General features: G+C 59.5%; 15 protein-coding genes. 5 read left to right on the forward strand and 10 right to left on the reverse strand.

Going from position 1 to position 15,180, the window contains the following annotated elements; all coding sequences use genetic code 11:
- Window positions 1-3: 3 nt before the first annotated feature.
- From ACP7AL_RS12805 to ACP7AL_RS12815, 3 genes are read right to left on the reverse strand one after another with little or no spacing between them, the layout of a single operon-like run.
- Complete coding sequence (locus ACP7AL_RS12805; protein WP_425991818.1) at window positions 4-1,440, reverse strand: HesA/MoeB/ThiF family protein; 1,437 nt, start codon at window positions 1,438-1,440, stop codon at window positions 4-6.
- On the reverse strand, window positions 1,437-1,901 hold the full coding sequence (locus ACP7AL_RS12810) for a hypothetical protein (RefSeq protein ID WP_425991820.1): 465 nt from the start codon (window positions 1,899-1,901) through the stop codon (window positions 1,437-1,439). Before ACP7AL_RS12810 ends, ACP7AL_RS12805 begins: the two co-directional genes overlap by 4 nt.
- Before the next feature lie 3 nt (window positions 1,902-1,904).
- Window positions 1,905-2,930, reverse strand: coding sequence for a hypothetical protein (locus ACP7AL_RS12815; RefSeq protein WP_425991822.1), 1,026 nt, complete (start codon window positions 2,928-2,930; stop codon window positions 1,905-1,907).
- Between the two features lie 269 nt (window positions 2,931-3,199).
- Between ACP7AL_RS12815 and ACP7AL_RS12820 the strand changes: the two genes are divergently transcribed.
- The gene (locus tag ACP7AL_RS12820) at window positions 3,200-3,535 is read left to right on the forward strand and encodes a hypothetical protein (RefSeq protein ID WP_425991824.1); all 336 of its coding nucleotides are present in this window, start codon (window positions 3,200-3,202) and stop codon (window positions 3,533-3,535) included.
- Window positions 3,536-4,091: 556 nt separating this feature from the next.
- Here ACP7AL_RS12820 and ACP7AL_RS12825 read toward each other — a convergent pair.
- The 6 genes from ACP7AL_RS12825 to ACP7AL_RS12850 all read right to left on the reverse strand — a co-directional run bounded on the left by ACP7AL_RS12825 (window position 4,092) and on the right by ACP7AL_RS12850 (window position 7,970).
- The gene (locus tag ACP7AL_RS12825) at window positions 4,092-4,355 is read right to left on the reverse strand and encodes a hypothetical protein (RefSeq protein ID WP_425991826.1); all 264 of its coding nucleotides are present in this window, start codon (window positions 4,353-4,355) and stop codon (window positions 4,092-4,094) included.
- Window positions 4,356-4,504: 149 nt separating this feature from the next.
- On the reverse strand, window positions 4,505-4,765 hold the full coding sequence (locus tag ACP7AL_RS12830; protein ID WP_425991828.1) for a tautomerase family protein: 261 nt from the start codon (window positions 4,763-4,765) through the stop codon (window positions 4,505-4,507).
- Between the two features lie 37 nt (window positions 4,766-4,802).
- Entirely contained in the window at window positions 4,803-5,513 is a 711-nt protein-coding gene (locus tag ACP7AL_RS12835; RefSeq protein ID WP_425991830.1) for an SDR family NAD(P)-dependent oxidoreductase, read from the reverse strand.
- 39 nt (window positions 5,514-5,552) lie between these two features.
- Entirely contained in the window at window positions 5,553-6,143 is a 591-nt protein-coding gene (locus tag ACP7AL_RS12840) for an NADPH-dependent FMN reductase (protein WP_425991832.1), read from the reverse strand.
- Between the two features lie 69 nt (window positions 6,144-6,212).
- Window positions 6,213-6,878, reverse strand: a complete 666-nt coding sequence (locus ACP7AL_RS12845) for a VOC family protein (RefSeq protein WP_425991834.1) — start codon at window positions 6,876-6,878, stop codon at window positions 6,213-6,215.
- Window positions 6,879-6,920: 42 nt separating this feature from the next.
- Window positions 6,921-7,970 carry an alpha/beta fold hydrolase gene (locus tag ACP7AL_RS12850; RefSeq protein ID WP_425991836.1) on the reverse strand — a complete coding sequence of 350 codons (1,050 nt, stop codon included), beginning with the start codon at window positions 7,968-7,970 and terminating at the stop codon, window positions 6,921-6,923.
- 326 nt (window positions 7,971-8,296) lie between these two features.
- Here ACP7AL_RS12850 and ACP7AL_RS12855 point away from each other — a divergent pair, with 326 nt between their 5' ends.
- Complete coding sequence (locus tag ACP7AL_RS12855; protein ID WP_425991838.1) at window positions 8,297-9,013, forward strand: hypothetical protein; 717 nt, start codon at window positions 8,297-8,299, stop codon at window positions 9,011-9,013.
- A gap of 8 nt (window positions 9,014-9,021) precedes the next feature.
- On the opposite strand, the gene ACP7AL_RS12860 is transcribed toward ACP7AL_RS12855, so the two are convergent.
- Window positions 9,022-11,913, reverse strand: a complete 2,892-nt coding sequence (locus tag ACP7AL_RS12860) for an ATP-binding protein (RefSeq protein WP_425991840.1) — start codon at window positions 11,911-11,913, stop codon at window positions 9,022-9,024.
- A gap of 372 nt (window positions 11,914-12,285) precedes the next feature.
- On the opposite strand from ACP7AL_RS12860, the gene ACP7AL_RS12865 reads away from it, so the two are divergent.
- From ACP7AL_RS12865 to ACP7AL_RS12875, 3 genes are all read left to right on the forward strand, one after another.
- The gene (locus ACP7AL_RS12865) at window positions 12,286-13,587 is read left to right on the forward strand and encodes an epoxide hydrolase family protein (RefSeq protein WP_425991842.1); all 1,302 of its coding nucleotides are present in this window, start codon (window positions 12,286-12,288) and stop codon (window positions 13,585-13,587) included.
- A gap of 53 nt (window positions 13,588-13,640) precedes the next feature.
- The gene (locus ACP7AL_RS12870) at window positions 13,641-14,054 is read left to right on the forward strand and encodes a cupin domain-containing protein (RefSeq protein WP_425991844.1); all 414 of its coding nucleotides are present in this window, start codon (window positions 13,641-13,643) and stop codon (window positions 14,052-14,054) included.
- Between the two features lie 71 nt (window positions 14,055-14,125).
- Window positions 14,126-15,133 carry an alpha/beta fold hydrolase gene (locus tag ACP7AL_RS12875; protein ID WP_425991846.1) on the forward strand — a complete coding sequence of 336 codons (1,008 nt, stop codon included), beginning with the start codon at window positions 14,126-14,128 and terminating at the stop codon, window positions 15,131-15,133.
- The last annotated feature ends 47 nt before the right edge of the window (window positions 15,134-15,180 follow it).

A 15,180-nucleotide genomic window follows, 5' to 3' on the forward strand; every position in this document is an offset into this window, starting at 1 on the left:
CTGTCAGCTCCCTTCCGGGAGTGCTGGCAACTTCGCTGGATCAAGCCCGTATGAAGCCGCAATTCCGGCAAGGAAGTCACCACATACTGGGCAGGAATCATCGCGATCGAAATAAACGCCGTACCAGCGGTTGATGGTCATCTCGTCGCTGCTTTCGCTGAGCGGCGGCATGGTGGCGTATTGGGTACCCGGCTCGGGCCGATTGAGCCAGAGATACCAAGGCGCGTCGAAATCTCGGCGCAGTGCGTTTAGCGTGGAAGACTTATCGGCCAGCAACTCAAGCAGCGCGAGTTTGGCAAGTAAATTAGCTATTGGCAGGACATCGAGCGACAAGCCCGGCTCGACGGCAACCGGCTGATCCGAATAGGCGATCTCCCCTGCGTCAGCCTCTGTCGAAATCTCTACGTCGGCAGCCTCATCGGGCAGAGCTGAAACAAAGCATTGCTGGCAGGGGGATTGCTTCGGCCTAACGCGCAGAACCTGCCCGCCATACGCGCGGCGAAATGCGCCGCCGTACACAGCAGGGATGTCGGCATCGACGCACAGCTCGTTGATTAAAAGCTTGCTTTGGCGATTGTCGGTGCCGCAAATCACGACATCAGCGCCTTTCACCATCTGCGCGATTGCATCTCGCGTATCGAATCCAACCGCAATGGCATGACTCTCGACTTCCGCCTTCGGGTTCTTCTCCAAGATAAGATCGCGCAGGACGTTTACCTTCGAACGCCCAACGTGAGAGATGCCACCGGGGTGTCGCACCACATTGCCGACCGAAAGCCGATCGCGATCCACGAGCACGAAACGCCCGACCCCACACTTCGCGAGCTCGACCGCGACGAATGCGCCTCCGGTTCCGAGTCCAATGCAAAGCGCCGTTTTGTCCTTGAGTACAGCCGTTTCAAGGATGCCGGCGCGACGCAAATCCAGCTGCGGTTCCACGTCGGCAAACTCAACGTCGAGCGGTTGTCCATTTTGTGAGGCGGCTTTCGCGCGATAGGCTGTCCCGTCGGGCGCTACAAACGCCGCTCGCTGCGACGCACCGGCATCGACAGGCGAGAGGGTGATGTTGACCTCAGAACTGGGCTGTCCGGTGATCTGGAGCCACCCCTCGACGCGGCTGGAGCTTGGCTGCACACACAGCTCCGATTGGGTCAACGCATCACCGCCGTCCCAAGAACTGAACGAAATGCGCAACCGGCCGGTTTTCTTTAACGCAGACCAATGGCTGCGAAGCCATTCGGCCGACAGAGTTACAACAGCGAACATGTCGGCATCGTCAGCCGTAATGTTCAGCGCTTTCGGTGTCTGTGCGCCCTCGGCGACGGCGACGATCGTTCGCTTCGTCTTGTCGTAGACGAGCTTTGATTTGCCCGGTTTGCGCTCGGCGATGGCTTGCATCGCTTCGCGGATCATCTGGCTTTGGACAGGGTTGGTTGTCATGCATTCTCCGCCATCGTGCGAACGAAATCGGCCAAGTCGCGCCCAGTAGCGAGATGCTGCTCGTACGCTTCAATCCAAAGGTGGCCTTTCAGGAACACCTTTTGCAAAACGATTCCCGAGTGCCAGCGAGCATCCCGCCAGTGGCAAATCTGGACGTATCCATTGTCGTGCGGCTGCAAGGTGTGCATCGCATGCGAGACCCCAAGTGTAGAAATTGACGTGCCGTTCGCTTTACGCAGTGGGTGCGGATTAATGACGTAAAGCGGTGGGCGCTGCGTAGGAAAGCCGGATGGGATCGGCATCCAAAGATGATAGTTTTTTCCCGCGCTAGAGGTCGCGAAGCCAGAGGCGGTGTAGGTGTCAGACGCAGAATGATGCCAGACAGAAAACTGAGTGAACCCCTCGTTCTGAAGAATTTGATGCTCTGTTGCGAGGCGCTGACGCTGTCCTTGTGTCCACATCGGTCATACCCCCGAACGCAATTTAGTGGCGTGAAACGCGCTGATCACTCCCGCAATGTCGGAGGCCAGAAGACCGTCGGGCGTGCTGAGCACTTCGGTCGTGCCGTCGGTTCGATTAATCTGGTGAACTTCCAGCACAATCATCGGCCATTTGGCATCGATGGCGAACGCGAGGTGCTGTTGCTGCACCAGCTTCGCAACGAGAATTTGTCCGAACGCGGTCTTGTGTTGTTCAATCGGCTCACCGCTAGCGTTCGTCAGCGCTTCAGCTAAATGCGCAAGTGTTCGGTCGCGCGTGGTGGCGTCAATTTCAGGTGCCTTGTCGGTGGTTGGGGGATTGCCATCGCGTCCAATGCGCAGCCGGTCGAGCGACACCTGCTCCCACGCTTTCAGTTCCTGTTCGGGGAAGGCATTGCGCGTCAGAAGTGCTTGGCGAATGGGACTGCATCCAGCCAGAACCGTCACGTTCATGGCAACTGGCCCCTCTGCGGAAGACAGGTCGTAGAACCAGGGATGGATACGAATGATCGGTGCGTTTTCCGATCCCTCCGTTGTGACGATTATCTCCACCATTCCCGGAAACTGGTTTCGCTGCCCGAGCTGCCGAATGCGACGGCGGTCCCCTGAGCTCGGTTCGAGGAGCCCGAGCCGGTGATGCGAATGCCAGTCGCCGAAGTATCGAAGCGCCCAATCCTCCGCGAGGGGGCCACTCAGCTTCCGCAGATAATCTACATCAAGTCGGAAATGCGCATTGCTTCGTTGCGCGTTGGGGCCGGCCTTCGTGGCGAGGAAAACGATGGGCGTGCCTTGCCAGCGACCAAAGAGGTCTCCGCCGGTTTCGATGGACCAAGCGGCGGTCTCAATCGCAATGGCGCGAAGCTCGGATTCCCAAATAATAAGTGGCGGCCCGGCGCGCTGCGGCACAATCGGTGCCGCATTCGGTGCAGGGGGCGGGCCGGACTCGCGGGTGGTGGCGGGACGCTTCTTACCTCGCCGCCCAAGAAATGTGGCAATACGCCGAATAACCATGCTGCATCATTCAAAAACAAAAGTGCTTACAACCAAGAAATGATATCCATCGATTCTGCACGACTCGCGAGCGGTGAACAAGAGAAGAACGGCTTCTGAGTTCCCTTTGAACACAAAAGTTGCGGCTCGTAGTGCTACCCCGCCCAACTCATTGCAAAAACTAAAAGAGCTCGGGCTGCAACACACGCGGCCCACCAAAATTCTTGCCAAAAGTCCAGCATGGAAAATCGGCTGCGATATCAGGCATCCTATTAGCTCGATCAAAATCGATGGAAAAGTTCGCGCTGGATGGCAAGAGTCTCTCGCATTTAGCGCAGCGACACCCATTGATATCCGGAGCAACACAACGTGCCGGTGTCATGGTTGCAGATGGAGAGAACAAGCTGACGCTTGTCGAACGCATTCAGCGCGCGCTCGTGCTGCTCGCCTTTTTGTTGAATACGTCCGAGACAGACTGCCCCGTCATCACACAGTGGTTTTATTCTCCGGTCTCTGAGGCGAATCTCGAGAAAACGGGAATTCTTCAACAGATACATGGAGACTTTCGGGAATATTTGGAAGAATTGGCACGAACATTAGTCTCCACAGAGACTCGTAACGCATGAAAAGCCCGCCATTTGCGGGCATTTCTGCCTCAGAAAAATAGTATTCTCCAAAAGCCGGACTGGCTGGCTGGCGACGCAGTGGTGATCGCGCCAGTCTCGGCCCTAATTCCCTGCAAACAGGGAATTTTACAGGGAATTTTGCGATTTAGGCCCCTGAGAGAGGGCTTGATTGGCCAAAAGTCCCTGCCCCGCAGCGACTTTTTGAGAATTCCCTATGTAGACCAACAGGGAAATGTAATTGATGAATCAGGGAATTCAGTAGCGTTAACAGCCAATAGTGAGAAGCAGAAGTAAGCGTCCATTTCTTGCCACTTGTTTGCTTAGGTAGCGAGCCGATCGTGTCCATTTCATCCGGAAATGCCGGGCTCGTCAGTCGACTTAGAGATGCTTCCGGCGCTGATTGCCCGCTCCATGCTGGTGGCGAGGCAGCTCGTCAGAGCGGGTCACGACTGCGAGCGCGGCGCAAATACAGTTAAGATGTTTCTTGTTCAGGTCCACGTGCTGAAGTGAAGCCGCCCGAGCAGGAGTAGTTTGAGCCCGGCACCTGGTGTTCGGACTAGTTCCGATTCCGCGAAACTGAGTTGATAGCCGCGGCGCGCTGCTGTTTCCACATTCCGTATGGTGCGAGAATGTAGCCGCCAATCGCCCAGCCAAACATCCACGAAAATGCAAGCCAATCCGGCAATTGAACAAAGGTTCGTGCTCCGGCCGGAAGGAACATGCCAGCCACCCAGAGCAAGGCGAATCCCAACGCCTTCATCCAGCCATGCTTCCGGACATGAGCCAGGTAGGCTCGCAGATACTCGCTAAAATCCCGCATTTTTCTACCCTAGCAGGCTCGCACACAGCGGTCACGAGCAGCGATCTGTTTTCAGCACTGCATGATGACCCTCCATGCAGAAACGGTTCGCCTCTTGCATTTTAATATTTGGCTCGACGAATACGGTATCGACCAGCTCCCCATAAACATTACCGTTCGGGCTCTTCGTGCGGTTGCCAATGCTCACTTGCGAGCTTTTTGCGATACTCCAGGACAGGAAGCCCTCCCCAGCCCCAATTACTTGGATCGATTTCGTCGATGACCACGAACGTCGCTTCAGGAGGCTTGTTGAGCACATCGAGCAGCAGCTGACTTGCGCCCTTGATCAGAGCGGCTTTTTCAGTCGCAGTAAGCGATTGGGATCCGCTGAGCGTGCCCTCACGTGTCACCTGTATTGTCACGATAGGCATGATAATGTCCTCTGAGAGCTTTGCCGGTTTAGGTACGTTAATGACCGGCGCTTTGACCGCCGTCGACGTGCAGAATCTCGCCCGTGACGAAGGGCGCGCTCTCCAGGTACAGTACGGCGTCAACGATGTCCCGCGGCTCTCCCATCCTGCCGACCGGATGCAGCTTCGACAGGAACTCGTGCGTTTCCGCCGCATGCATCGGCGTCTTGATGACACCCGGCGAGACAGCGTTGACCCTGATCTTGCGCGAGGCGTACTCAATTGCGAGCGACCGCGTTGCGGCATTGAGGCCACCCTTGGTCATTGCGGCAAGGCCTGCCGGCACGCTGCTGTTGGGATGATCGACAAGGGAGGTCGTGATCTGCACGATGTGCCCTGAACCTTGCTTCAACATTTCGGCGGCCACGCGCTTCGTGAGACGGAAAAAACCACCAAGATTGGTCGCAACGATGGCCGTATAGTCCTCCTCCGTGTAATCGACGAAGGGTTTAGAGATGAAAATACCCGCATTGTTGATAAGGGTGTCAATGCGGCCAAAGCGAGCGAGCCCCTCCGAAACGATGCGATCCGCCGTCGCCGGAATGGCAATGTCACCAGCGATATTCAAAACGTCCGCGTCCGATGACGGCTTGATCGAGCGCGAGTTTGCGATCACGCGGTAGTTGCGATCATGAAATGCCTTGATGAGCTCCGCGCCGATGCCTTGGCTTGCGCCTGTGACAATGACGACCTTCTGTTGACTGCTCATAAATTCCTCCGTTGTGTTTGATGGACGGCTTCCCTGTGATTAATACGGTGGTTGCTTGCGCTGCCTCTGTGCCTTGCTGGCCTCGACCCACCACGTCAGGTCATCGGCAAAGCGTGGGAAGGACTGAGCGAGCGCCTTGCCGCCCTCGCCGGTCGGCAAACCCTCGGCCGATAAGGTCTGCCCAATCGGCCCAACTGCGATCGTGGTCGAGATCACCACCATGCCCATTTCGGACAGCGTGCCGTGCCAGGCGACAGCGGCGCGTGCTCCGGACAGGCGACCGGCCGAATAGCTGACGATCGCGGCGGGCCGCCAGAACCACTCCTCGAGGAAGTGGTCAGTGAGGTTCTTTAGTCCGGGCTGGACGCCCCAGTTGTATTCGCCGGTGACGAAGATGAACCCGTCCGCCGCCTTGATCTTCTGCGCAAGTTGCTCGAGCGTCTCGGGCGCCTGGCCCTTTGGGTACTCCTTGTACATGCGGTCGAGAATCGGAAGGTTGATCGCCTTGGCGTCGATCAGCTCGGCGTCGTCACCTCTTTGGCGCAACTGGTCGACAACATAGTCGGCAAGCCGGATACCCGTCCGATCGGAGCGATAGGAGCCGTAGAAGATCAGGATTCGGTTACCCATGTGTCCTCCGCATCTGACTTTTTAAGAAGTGCGGTTCGCCGGGCAATGGCGAACCGCACATGATGATGGTTACTTCGGCAGCTGCTTGCCGGCCTGCTCGTTGACGATGTACTCGGCGTACCAATCCGACCAGTTCACGTCGTGCTCGCCGGTCAGCTTCTCATGCTCGCCGTGGGCTGACGCCGCGCGGCGAAGCGTCGTCGCTAGGTCGGAGACCGACTTGAAAGTTGTGTCGCCCTCGACCCGGCCAGGCAGACGGTTGGTGACTTCCTGCAGCACCCAGCCATTGCCGTCCGGATCGCTGAACGACGCGAACGAGTGGTAGGTACGGCGTTGCGGATCCAGGCCGCTCACCCGGACACTTCCGAACAGGTAGGGCTCGTCGGTACCGGTGTAGACGTTGTCGCCACCGTGGAAGACCTCACTGACCTTGACGCCGCGTGCAAGCAGCTCCTTCCGAGCGGCCTCGATGTCGGACACAATCAAGTACAAGCCCTGGGAGGAGCCCGGCTTCGCCGGCGTGACGTTCTTGCCGAAGATCACTGACGCGCCGGAGCCCGGCGGCGTGAACTGAATTACGTGGAAGTCGCTGCCATTGGTGAATTCTGCGTCAAACCGCCAGCCAAGGCCGGCGTAGAACTCTTTGGCGCGCGCAACATCCGAGACCGGGATGACGGCGATTTCGAACTTCATGTCGGCCAAACGGACGTTGGCAGGATTGATCGTTACTGTCATGATTCTCTCCTGTTGTGTGCTGGGTGAATACGGGCGCCGCTGTCACACTTGCGCGGCGACGTCGAGAATGGCTTGCGCGAATGCGCTCGGCGCTTCCTGCGGAAGATTGTGGCCGATGCCGCCGGAGATATGCCGGTGCTCGTACCTGCCGGTGAATTTCTTCGCGTAGATGGTGGGATCGGGATGGGGCGCGCCGTTGGCGTCGCTTTCCATGGTGACGGTCGGCACCCCGATGGTTGGCCCCACGGCTAGTTGCGCCTCAAGCTCGTCGTAGGCTTCTTCGCCATTGGCCAATCCAAGTCGCCAGCGATAATTGTGAATCACGATTGCGACGTGATCGGGATTGTCGAAGGCCTGCGCACTGCGCTCGAAGGTGGCATCGTCGAAATTCCACTTCGGCGATGCGAGCTTCCAGATCAGCTTCGCGAACTCACGTCGATTCTTTTCGTAGCCGATGCGGCCGCGCTCGGTGGCGAAATAGTATTGATACCACCACTCAAGCTCAGCCTTCGGCGGCAGCGGCGCCTTGCCGGCCTGCTGGTTGCCGATCAGGTAGCCGCTGACGGAGACCATCGCGCTGACGCGCTGTGGCCAGAGCGCAGCCATGATGTTGGCCGTGCGCGCGCCCCAGTCGAAGCCCCCGACGACCGCCTTCTCGATCTTCAGCGCGTCCATCATCGCGATGATGTCAACTGCAAGCGCCGATTGCTGACCATTTCGAAAGGTCTCGCTAGACACGAACCGGGTCGTACCGTAGCCGCGCAGGTAAGGCACGATGACGCGATAACCTTGGGCGGTCAGACGAGGCACGACTTCTGCAAAGCTGTCGATGTCGTAGGGCCAGCCGTGCAGCAGTAAGATGGCTGACCCGCTAGCGGGTCCGCTTTCGGTATATCCGACGTTCAGAAGGCCGGCATTGATCTGCTTTAGATGCCCAAGAGACGCACTAGTCACCAGTGCTCGTGTCGTTGCATCTGTAACTCGGGCCACGCTCAGGTACGCGGCTGCAGGGCCGGTCAATCCAATGCCGGTTGCGAGCGCAGCAGCAGCGCCAAAGAACTCGCGGCGCGTCTGGTTGGCGTCCTTGTGCATGGTCTTGCTCCCTCAGAGGCGTGGGCGAACGACATCGGCCTCGTTGGAAGCGATATGCACCGGATCGGGGATGTTGGCTCGTTAAGCGTTGTTAGACATTGTCATCGCGACCTCGCCGCGACGGGAATTGCGCGCAGGCAATGCGGCCCGGTGGTTCGTCCTCGCGACCTGAAAGCTCGGGCGTGGGCGTCCAGCAAGGCATTGAGACAAGAGAGTTTTGTTATTCTCTCGGCCCTCCAACAGCGATTAACAACACCTAACGGGCCAACTAGAGGCTTTTGCGCGATTGTCTGGCGGCCACCAGGGCGAACGTCGAAAGACCCAACATGATCCCTCTGCTCACCGACGCGATCGAGGCCCATGGGGGCCTGGACCGCTGGAAATCTCACCACACGCTCATGGCGACCATCGTCAGCGGCGGCGACCTTTGGGCACTCAAGGGCGTCCCGCAAGATCCGACCGCGCGAACAATGCAGGTCGATTTGCATCGGCAATGGGCCTCGGTTGCGCCGTTCGGAAGCGGTAGGCATACCGACTTCACATCCGATCGCATCGCCATTCTTGCGGCCGACGGCAGCGTGGTCGCCGAACGATTCAATCCCCGCCATTCATTTGCGCGGCACGACCTGCGGACGAGTTGGGACCCGCTGCATCGCGCTTATTTCAACGGATATGCGCTTTGGACTTACCTCACCACACCGTTCCTGCTCGCCATGGATGGTTTCAAGGTCGAGGAAATCGAGCCTTGGCGCGAGGGGGCGGAAACCTGGCGCGGCTTAAGGGCCACTTTTCTGGCGGAGATCGTCAGTCACAGCTCTAAGCAGGACTTTTATTTTGGCGAGGACATGCTCATCCGCCGGCACGACTATCACGTGGATATTGCCGGCAGCTTCCCGGCGGCGCAGTACGTCTCCGACCCTGTCAATGTGGATGGCATCTGGATTCCTACCCGGCGCAGGGCCTATCTGCGCGCTGACGACATGAAGCCGATGCTCGATACGTTGATGGTGTCGATCGACCTTTCCGACTTCCGCTTCGGCTGAAGCAGCGGCTACTTTGAAACCGTGTCCAGCACTTCGCGGGCAGCCTGGAGATCAGCCGTTTCGAAACCTTCCGTGAAGCGGGCGTAAGTCTCGGCCAGTCCGTCCAGCGGCTTCGCCTTGCGTTGCTTGCGTCGAAAGCGGGCCAGCGAAGTTTCCGTTCGCAGCCGCCACGACAGCGCGCCCTGCTTCTCAGCCAGCGCGATCGAGGCCGCAAAGCTTGCTTCCGCCGCCTTCACGTCTCCGCCGCGCGCCTCAAGTTCACCGCGCAGGCGCAGAAGCTCCGGTCCGTCAAAAGCTTCGCCGGCTGACTCGATGCGGGCAATCGCCTCGTGCAAGATGCGCAGTCCCGCTGCCAGTTGGCCCAATTCAGCCAACCCCTGTGAAAGGTCGGAAATGAAAGCGGAGGCATACAGCTCGTAACGATCCGCGTGGAGCCGTGGCAGCACGGCCTGCAGCGTTTCGATTCCCTCCTTAAGTTCACCGCGCGCGATCATCGTCTGCGCGCGAAAGCCGGTGGCTACCGCCTGATAGGGTGCCAGCGCGTGGCTGGCAGCATGAGTCGAAAGACGACCGGCCATTTGTTCGACCAAAGACCAGTCGCCAACCCAGCCATAAAGCGACGCAGACCAGCTCAAAGCGATGCAGTGCATCACCGCGTCCTGCGGTGTCGCAGCACCAGTGAGCGGGCGGACACAGTCGACCGCCTGATCGGGAAACCCGCGCAGCCACAACACGCGCGCGAGCGGAATCTGCGGCATTCGCGCGTACGCAAAATGACCTGGCTGTGCGCCGCGGAGCGCACCTAAGCCCAAAACGCCTTCCGCCAGATGGAATTGCGCGGCCGCCTGATCACCCATCAAATGATAGGAAACACCGACCAGCGCTTTCGCTCCTGCAAGACCCGCCTTGTCGCCGATCTCGCGCGCAACACGTTCGGCTTCAAACGCAATCGGCAGCAGTTCCTGAAAGTCACCGGTCCGCCGATAGAACATGTTCAATCGTGCCAGCAAACGGAATTTGTTGGGACGGTCGCCCAATGCCTCCGCAATTTCGAGGCCGCGGCGCAGCGCCGTTTCAGCTTGATCGCTGTTACGCTCGGTAAACATGAAAGCGTGCCCGAGGGTTGCCTGCAGCTCCAATTCCCAAGCGCTGCCGCGGGTCGAATCATCGAGCATCGTGAGCGCGCGGCTCGACCACAAGCGTCCTTCGTCCAGCAGATTGAGCTCGACAAAAAGCCTGGCGCAGGCACCGGCCAATGGCACGCGCAGTTCGGCACCCTCGTCATTGGCGAAAGCCCACTTCAGCGCGGCACGCGCGTCCGAAAACAGCAGCGTCCGAGCCCGCGAACGCGAAGCCTGGTCGCCATCCCCTGCGTCCGCTGCCGTCATCTCCAGCGCGTGTTGTACGTAATGGGCATGCCGACGCGCGATGCTCGTCGCTTCCCCGCTGTCGGCAAGCTTTTGCGCCGCATAAGCCCTGGTCGTGTCAAGAAGCCGATAGCGCGTCACAGCGCCGTCAGGCCGCACCGCAATCAGCGACTTTGCGACGAGTTGCTCCAACGAATCCACGATACGCTCGGCTCGATCATCCTCGCCTGCGACCATGGTCGCCCCCTGCAACGTGAAGGGAGCGGCGAAGATGGCTAGGCGACGGAGAGCGATCCGCTCGCTCTCGCTGATCAGACCATAGCTCCAGTCGAGCGTTGCACCGAGGGTTTGTTGACGCGGGGGCGCCGTCCGTCGGCCACGCCACTCCAGCTTAAGCCGGCCGTCAAGCAACGTCACCATCTCGCGCAAGCCATGCGTGCCGACCCGCACGGCGGCGAGTTCGATCGCCAGCGCAATGCCATCGAGCTTGCTGCATATTTCAGCAAGAACCTCGGCATCCTCGTCGGCAATTTCCGAGCGATGGCCCGCTGCGGCGGCTCGCTCCGTGAACAGGCGCGCAGCCGGATAGGCTAGCATCTCGACTGCGCTCAGCCCTGCACCCTGCGGTGGCCCCTCAAGCGCGCCGAGCTCGAAAATCTGCTCGCCTTCCACAAGCAGCGACTCTCGGCTGGTGACCAGGACGCTGACTCCGGGCGCCTGCTGGTGGATGCGCTCGGCAATCCCGGCGATGACCTCGACGACATGCTCGCAACTGTCGAGCACCAGCAGCAGGCGACGGTTGCGCAGGTAACCGACGATGCTGTCGGTCGGATCAGAATGGTGCACCACGAGCCCGAGGGCCCACGCGATCGTGCCAGCAACAAGCGCCGCATCCCTAACCATGCTGAAGTCGAGAAAGCGAACCTGACCGTCAAATTGTGCCGAGAGTTCGTGGGCCAGCGCGATCGCAACGGTCGTCTTGCCGATTCCACCAGGCCCCCTAAGAGTGATGAAGCGTTCGCTCAGCAACCGCTGCGACACTTCCCGCACAACGTCATCCCGTCCGATCATCCGCTCCAGGCGATGAGGCAGGACAGGCGCAGGCATCTCAGGGACGCCCGGGGCCTGAACAGGAAGTGAAGCCGCCGGAGGCGCGTCTGCGATGCGCTGCACCGGTGCGACGAAGCAATAACCGCGGCTTGGAATGTTCGTGACGTAGCGCGCGCCCTCCTTGCCGTCACCGAGCGCCTTACGGACCTCGGCGATATGCACGCGCAAATTGATCTCTTCGACGACAAGGCCCGGCCATGCGTGGGCCAATAGCTCGTTCTTCGATACGACATCGCCCGCACGGCTGACTAACAGCCGCAGAATATCCAGCGCGCGGCTGCCCAGCTTGACTGGCACTCCATCCCGTTCAAGCAGCCGCGCCTTGTCGTGAAGGGAGAACGGCCCGAAGGAGGCGATATGTGAATCGTGCGGCGCCTTCTCGGGGCTCGCGCGAGAACCGTTCGTTGTTTCAAGCCCGGTCACCTGCGCTCACCCTTATCGCTGTGGCCGGCGAAGCTTACTGTGGCGCATTCGCCGCCAAAAGGCTCTGCGTGGAGAAGTAGCCGCACGGCCTGCCGCCTGTAAAGACTGTATTGGAGGAATAAGGAGCTTCGAAGACCGCTGATCCGGGCGAATTCTCCCATTCGACCATGCCCAATTTCCGCTACCCCACCCGGTCGTGGATCCTGCCCTTCGCCGGCAGGTGGTGGCGCACAGCGACTTTCTCCAATGTAAGCAATCGGTAACAGCGCTTAACAACACCTAACGAGCAATTTTCCGGTTCTCCGGCGACATTCAAGCCAGACGCGGTGTGCGACCAGATTGGTCGATGCCGCTCAGGCAACGGAGAGCAAGATGCACCGGTCGCAGGCTTCCGAAGTTATCAATCAGGATCGTCGCGCACTGCTGGGCAGCGCTGTAATGGGCATCGCAATTGCGGGCACCGCTGGCCTGTTTCCTTTGCACCGCGCTCAGGCTGAGCCGAATGACGCAATTCGCCCATTTCGCATCGATGTCCCAACGGAGGCACTAATTGACCTTCGCCGACGCGTGGCGGCGACACGCTGGCCCGACCGGGAGACGGTTGATGACGGATCGCAAGGCCTGCAGCTCGCTACGTTCAGCGAACTTATGCGCTACTGGGCCGCGGGATACGACTGGCGTAGAGCTGAAGCCAGGCTCAACGCCTTGCCGCAGTTTACAACGACGATCGACGGCATAGACATCCACTTCATTTACGTGCGCTCGCGTCATGAAAACGCCCTGCCGCTGATCATGACGCACGGCTGGCCGGGCTCAGTATTCGAGCTGCTCAAGACCGTTGGCCCTCTGACCGATCCGACGAACCACGGTGGACGCGCAGAAGACGCATTCCATCTTGTCCTGCCGTCGATCCCCGGCTTCGGCTTTTCCGGCCAGCCCAGAGGCACGGGATGGGGCCCGGAGCGCATTGCACGAGCTTGGGCTGAACTTATGAATCGCCTCGGTCACAGCCGATACGTCGCCCAAGGCGGCGACTGGGGCGCGCCAATCTCAAGCGCGATGGCGCGACAGGCTCCCGCAGGGCTGCTCGGTATTCACATCAACCTGCCGGCGGCTGTGCCGTCTGAAATCTCAGCGCTGCTCGCCACCGGCGCTCCCGCTCCGCAGGATCTCTCGTCGAAGGAACGTGCGGCGTTCGACGCACTCACCATCTTCTACAAGAGGTACCGGGCCTACGCCGCAATGATGGGCACGCGGCCACAAACCATTGGTTACGCGTTGACTGACTCCCCCGCGGGGCTTGCGGCCTGGATGCTCGACTACAACAACGCCGAGCCGCTGCGCCTGCTCACCCGCGACGAGATGCTTGACGATGTCACGCTGTACTGGCTGACGAACACCGCCACTTCCTCGGCTCGCATCTATTGGGAAACCAGCGGCCAAAGCGTCATCCTCTCCGCCGCGCAGAAGACAGCCGAAATCTCACTTCCCGTCGCGATCTCCGTCTTCCCGGACGAAGTGTATCGCGCTCCGGAAAGCTGGGCCCGCCGCGCTTATTGCAACCTCAGCTACTTCAACGAGGTCGACAAGGGTGGACACTTCGCAGCCTGGGAACAGCCCGAACTTTTCTCCCGGGAAGTCGCCGCGGCGTTTCGCCCGCTACGTCAACACTAAACCAGAAATATGAATCGCAGCAAAACTCCAACCTGAAAGAGGACGAGACTCAAATGAAAACACTCCGCACTATCGCCGCCGCTGCGGCATTGCTCATCGGCACCGGCTCGACCTTGCCTGTGGCGCAAGCCGACGAAGTGAGTCTGGGCGACATCAAGCGCACCAATCTGCTCCGCAACGATCTCAGTGTTGCCGGACGCGAGGTCATTCAGGTGCTCGTTGAGTTCGCTCCAGGCGTGAGCGCCGTCAGGCACTCGCATCCCGGTGAAGAATTGGTCTACGTGACCGAAGGTGCCATCGAGTACAAGCTCGACGGCAGGCCGCCGCTGACCGTCAAGGCCGGAGAAGTGATCTTCATTCCGTACGGAACACCGCATTCGGCGAAGAACGCCGGTTCTGTCAAGGCCGTCGAGCTTGCCACCTACATCGTTGAAAAAGGCAAACCGCTTCTGAAGCTAAACGAGTGAGCAGTTCGAGAACGCTAGGCAGCCGCATCGCAACTGTGAACCACGCGACATTCGAATTCGGGAGACAGACCATGAGCAACAGCTCGGTGAGAAATAACAATCGTCGCCGATGTCACGGCGGCGTCGCGATAGCAATCGCTGCTGTCACGGCGCTAGCCGTTCCAGTATCCGACCTTTTCGGTGGGCGGGCACACGCACAAACGCTATCCACGCAAGAGCATAAGGCCGATATCAGCTTCCTTGAGATCGACAAGGACATCACGCTCCGGAGAATGGTGGTCCACAACGCGAATCCGAAGGGGACCGTTCTCTTTCTGCATGGATTTCCCGAGACGCTGTACGCCTGGAAAGATATCGCTCTTACCCTCGCTGGCGACTATGAAGTCCACGCTTTCGACTGGCCGGGCTTCGGGCTTTCGTCGCGGCCGACGGTCGCAAGGTTTTCGTACGCCCCCAGGGACTACGCGCGCGTTCTGCACGACTACATACGCAAGGCAGGCATTGATTCATCGAAGCTGACTATCTACGCGACTGACATCGGCGCTCTGCCGGCTCTTTTACTGGCCCAGGAGAAGCCCGGCATTGCGACGTCGATCATCGTCGGCGATTTCGCCCCCTTCGACAGGCCTCAGTATATGTACGATAGCCTGCAGAGCCTGAAGGCCGGACCATCGATGGATCAGGCCCGCAAGCAACTTAACAGGAATCGCGACGACATCCTCAAAAACGCGTTCAGAAGAGGCCTGCCCACGGAAGCGCAGTTTGATGTGCCGCGCGAATTTCAGGACGACATGTCATGCGCCTGGGGTCACGGCACAATAACAACGGCGGATGCCTTCTCGCACTACTACGCGAACTTTACGCGGGACCAAAACCACTTCGAGTCGAATCTGAAGCGGCTCGAAACTCCGGTGAAGATCGTGTGGGGCGAGAAGGATCTCTACATCAAGAAAGAAATGGGGATCGAACTCGCCGGCAGAATTGGCGCCGAGCTGACGCTGCTTCCCGGTATCGGGCACTACCCTCACCTACAAAATCCCAAGCAAACGGTGGACGAGGTTCGCGCCGCATTTCGGTGAACAGCCCAAAGCACCCAACCCCCGCGCCAGTAGCGCAATACTAGGAG

This window comes from Afipia sp. DC4300-2b1 (assembly GCF_049895725.1).
Classification (GTDB): domain Bacteria; phylum Pseudomonadota; class Alphaproteobacteria; order Rhizobiales; family Xanthobacteraceae; genus Afipia; species Afipia broomeae.